The organism is Methanothermobacter sp. K4, from assembly GCF_022014235.1.
Taxonomy (GTDB): domain Archaea; phylum Methanobacteriota; class Methanobacteria; order Methanobacteriales; family Methanothermobacteraceae; genus Methanothermobacter.
This window is the reverse complement of the sequence record NZ_JAKLTD010000004.1, coordinates 1-4,465: the sequence shown is the minus strand read 5'-3', so window position 1 is coordinate 4,465 and position 4,465 is coordinate 1. Positions and strand designations below refer to the sequence as shown.

Sequence of the window (4,465 nt, the reverse complement as noted above, 5' to 3'; positions counted from 1 at the left end):
TTCCTTCTTCATTGCCCCAGACCTCTCAAGTGGCTCTTAAAATAGGTTTATTCATTCCTTCTTCATTGCCCCAGACCTCTCAAGTGGCTCTTAAAATAGGTTTATTCATTCATAATATATTATGTACTGGCTGAAAATACTTATTAGATGGGGGCAACATAATATTATCCATGACATCTGTGGTTGTCATGGCGGGGGGTAAGGGTACAAGGATAAGACCTTTAACATTTTCAAGACCCAAACCACTTGTACCCGTTGCAAATAGACCCATACTGGATTATATAATCCAGAGGGTCGTTGATTCTGGTTACAGTAAGATTATAATGACACTGGGATATCTTGAGGATCAGATAAGTTCATATGTCTCCTCAAGGTACCCGGACCTTGATTTCAGGTTTTCATCCGAGAGGAAGCCCCTTGGAACCGCAGGGGGTGTGAGGACAGCGGCCAGTAACATAGACGATACCTTCATCGTCCTAAGTGGGGATGTGCTCTTTGACCTTGACCTCCAGCAAATGGTTCGGTTCCACAGAAAGAAGGATGCGCTTGTTACCATTGCCCTCACACCAGTTGAGGACCCTTCACATTACGGCATAGCGGTTCTTGATGATGATAGGAGGATAACACGTTTTCATGAGAAACCCCGTCCAGAGGAGGTCTTCAGTAGAATCGCAAATGCGGGCATATACGTCATGGAACCTGAAATTTTCGATTATATCCCTGAGGGAAACTCTGACTTTTCAGCTGATATCTTCCCTGTTTTGATAGAGGAGAACAGGGGGGTATACGGGTTCGTTTTCGATGGTTACTGGAATGATGCAGGTAAGCCGGATACATTCCTCAAGGCCAACCATGATGCCCTCAATGGTCAGATAACACCCCAGCCTGAAGGTGAACTTTTAAATGAGGTTCCCGGTCGATTTGGGGATATATGGGTGGGTCAGGATGTGGTTATAGGTGAGGGGGTTCGTATAGCTGGGCCCGTGGTTATAGGTGATGGTGCAAGGATAGATGATGGGGCATTCATAGCCAGGGAAACCGTAATTGGACCCGGAGTTTATGTGGGAAGTGACAGCTTCGTGAGGGGCTCCGTTATTTTTGATGGTAGCAGAATTGAGGAGGGCTCCCAGCTTGTAAACTGTGTTATTGATGAATGCTGCAATATCAGGGAGAACTGCGTCGTTGAAAGGTGTGCAATGATCGGTCGTGGTGCCCTCCTGGAACCAGCAACTGTTATCAGATCCCACTGCAGCGTCAGCAACAACCTCAGGATACTCTCAGGCTCCCTCCTTGACTCAGATTATCCCATTGTGGCTGAACAGTGATTACGATGGCAAGGTACGTCCAGGATATAAGGGGCTCTGTTAACCGGGACATAGACTGTTCATTTGCCCTCAGCCTTGGAATGTTGATAGGTGACTATGTAAGCTGCAGGCGTGTCCTGATAGGGAGAGACGCGCATACACCGTCTCAGATGATAAAGAGGGCCATAGGGACTGGATTGATGGCTGCTGGAGTGGATGTTATTGATTTTGGTGTTGCCACAGTCCCTGTTATACACCACCACATGGAGCGGTTTGACAGTCATCTGATGATAAATGTCTCCCGCTCCCCCCTCCGAGCAGATGAAATAAACATCAAACTCCTCAGCAACCATGAAATTCCGCTTGAACAACGCCCCACGGTTTATGCAGACTGGAATCAACTTGGAAAGCTAAGATATGTTAACAACTACCTTGAATCCTATGTCAAATCAATATTTGAGTTCATATCACCCTCTGTAGGAAACCATGAATTTATGGTGGTCCTGGGTTACGATGAGGGGTCCCCATGGAACATTGAGGGGGATATACTCAACCAGCTCAACTGTCAGACCATAAACATCACATTCAGAGGGTCGCTATTTGGTAAAAACTTTCCCCTTGCGAACGCCTCCAGCATATCCATGATAGCAGACGTTGTGAGGGCAACCGGCGCGGATATGGGGGTTATACTGGATAACGATAGGGACACCATCTTCTTCATAGACGAGAGGGGTGAACTCATAAGGGACCAGACCGTACTATCGATTTTCGCAGACCATTACCTTAAATCCTCTGATGGGCCCGTGGTGTCCTCAGTGGTTGCATCAAAGTCACTGGAAAATGTCACCGGCGGACGTCTTATAAGGACATCAGTCAACAATGTCCTCAACAAAGTTTACACAGAGAATGCTGCTTTTGGTGGTGATGAACCTGGAATGTACATATTCCCTGAATTCCAGTACTGCTATGATGCCACCTTCGCACTTCTGAAGATGCTTGAGATCATGGCCGAGAGGAAAATGACACTCCACAAACTCGCATCTGGAATGGAGAGGTACAGCAGGGTTGAATTCAGCATGGAGTGTCCCAACGAATTCAAGGACAGTGTAATTGAAAGACTTGCCGAACACTTCAGAGGCAAAAAAATTGAACTTATAGATGGTATAAGGGTTGAAGAATCATCAGGAGTCGTTCTCATAAGGCCCTCAAGATTTGAACCACTTATAAGAATCTACATTGAATCAGAATCCTCCGAGGAAACCCAGAAGAAATCACGCCATATAATGAACCTTTTAAAAAGTGAAATGAGTGATCTTTATGGTGATTGAACTTCAGAAACGTAGCATGAAGTTTCTTGAAGATAAGAACCCTGTTATAGTATCTAACAGGGGCCCCGTGGAATTTTTCAGAAAAGGTGGAAAAATTGTTATGAAGAGAGGTGCAGGGGGTCTCGTTTCAACCCTGCTGCCTGTTGTTGAAAGGTTCAGTGGTGTCTGGGTCTCCAGTGCCATGACCCTTGAGGACGCCGAGGTGGCAGCAGGGTACCCTGAAAACAGGGTTCCTCTCCCGGAGGATGATCCAAAATTCACGGTTTCATTTGTTATAGTGGACCGTGAAAGGTATGAATCATACTACAGTATCATAAGCAACCCCCTCCTCTGGTTCGTCCAGCACTACATGTGGAACACACCATACTCCCCTGAAATCGATGATAAAACCTATCTTGCCTGGGATGAGGGTTATGTTCATGTTAACAGGAAATTTGCAGAAAGAGTTGCATCTGAAATTGAAAGAAATGAAAAGAATCCTCTGATTATGTTACAGGATTATCACCTCTATTTATGTCCTGGTTTCATAAAGAAGAAGGTCGGTGACGTCTTTCTGAGCCAGTTCATACATATCCCCTGGCCACAGAGGGACTATTTCAGAATACTCCCCGAAAAGATGAGGGAAAGCATAATAAATGGGCTTCTTTCAAATACGGTTCTCGGATTCCATATAAAGAGGTACTGTTCCAACTTCATGGAATGCTGCGGGGACCTTGGCTATGATGTGGATGCTGAGAATGGAGTGGTGCTGAATGGTGATGAAAAAACATTTGTAAGAAATTATCCCATATCAGTTGATCCAGATAGCATAAGAAGAACCGCCAAATCAGATGCTTTCAGAAAGAAGGAGGATTTTGTCAGGAAGTTAAAGGGGGACATGTTTCTCATCTACCGCACAGACAGGGCGGATCTCAGCAAGAACATAATACGTGGCTTCAGGGCCTATGAGCTGTTTTTGAGGGAGCATCCTGAATTTCATGGTAGGGTAAAGTTCCTTGCCACGGGTAAACCAACAAGGCAGCAGATAAAGGAGTACAGGGATTATACGGATTCTGTGAAGAGCATCGTGGATGAAATCAACGGTATTTACGGTAACTCCAGCTGGAAGCCCATTGAGTACATTCACCGTGCCGATTATGAACTTGTGGCTGCTGCATTCAAAAACTATGACTGCCTCATTGTGAACCCCATTGCCGATGGTATGAACATTGTCCCCAAGGAGGCTGCTCTGATGAATGAAAAATCAGGAACCGTTATACTTTCAGAGCAAGCCGGCTGCTACGAGGAACTCGCTGAGTACGTCATAGGTGTGAATCCATTTGATATAAAGGAAACTGCAGATGCTATCTACAGGTCCATAACAATGAACTCTGATGAAAGAAAGAAGCTTTCAGATGGCCTTAAATCGAAGGTCCGTGAAAGAACAATATATCACTGGATCAATGAACAGTTCGATGACTTCGAGAGGCTGATGAAATAAATTAAAGTGAGTGAGTAGGTAAGCGCCTCGTTAATCAATATCTCTAAATCCTAATAGAATGAAATTTCTAATTTTTATAAATTTGTAAATTTTGCCTGCACACTAACTCTACGGGTTCACAGGTAGATTACCCTTCCCTCCCCGAGCAACCCTCGAAGCAGGCAGTCTGTCCGATGCTGGGTTTCTTCTAATCATCCTAGGCATCAGCCAACATCATAGAAGGACCTTGGGCATCAGTCGTTAAGATGTGACAGTTAGTTCTATGAAAATAGGTTTATATAAAGATTAGCATGAATGGCTGGCAGTGAAGTGGGCTTCCCACAGCAAAACACCGCAGTACACACCCACAACGC

3 protein-coding genes are annotated in these 4,465 nt (G+C 45.1%); all 3 read left to right on the top strand.

What is annotated here, in order from left to right:
• Positions 1 to 170 precede the first annotated feature (170 nt).
• From L5462_RS08430 to L5462_RS08420, 3 genes are read left to right on the top strand one after another with little or no spacing between them, the layout of a single operon-like run.
• Positions 171 to 1,325, top strand: a complete 1,155-nt coding sequence (locus L5462_RS08430) for an NDP-sugar synthase (protein ID WP_237780339.1) — start codon at positions 171 to 173, stop codon at positions 1,323 to 1,325.
• Positions 1,326 to 1,330: 5 nt separating this feature from the next.
• Positions 1,331 to 2,632, top strand: a complete 1,302-nt coding sequence (locus tag L5462_RS08425; RefSeq protein WP_237780338.1) for a phosphomannomutase — start codon at positions 1,331 to 1,333, stop codon at positions 2,630 to 2,632.
• Positions 2,625 to 4,112, top strand: coding sequence for a trehalose-6-phosphate synthase (locus tag L5462_RS08420; protein ID WP_237780337.1), 1,488 nt, complete (start codon positions 2,625 to 2,627; stop codon positions 4,110 to 4,112). The genes L5462_RS08425 and L5462_RS08420 overlap by 8 nt, the downstream gene beginning before the upstream one ends.
• Positions 4,113 to 4,465 lie beyond the last annotated feature (353 nt).

Bases quoted from the DNA above. Each gene is read 5' to 3' on its own strand.
- L5462_RS08430 (WP_237780339.1), top strand. From the start codon at position 171: ATGACATCTGTGGTTGTCATGGCGGGGGGTAAGGGTACAAGGATAAGA.
- L5462_RS08425 (WP_237780338.1), top strand. From the start codon at position 1,331: ATGGCAAGGTACGTCCAGGATATAAGGGGCTCTGTTAACCGGGACATA.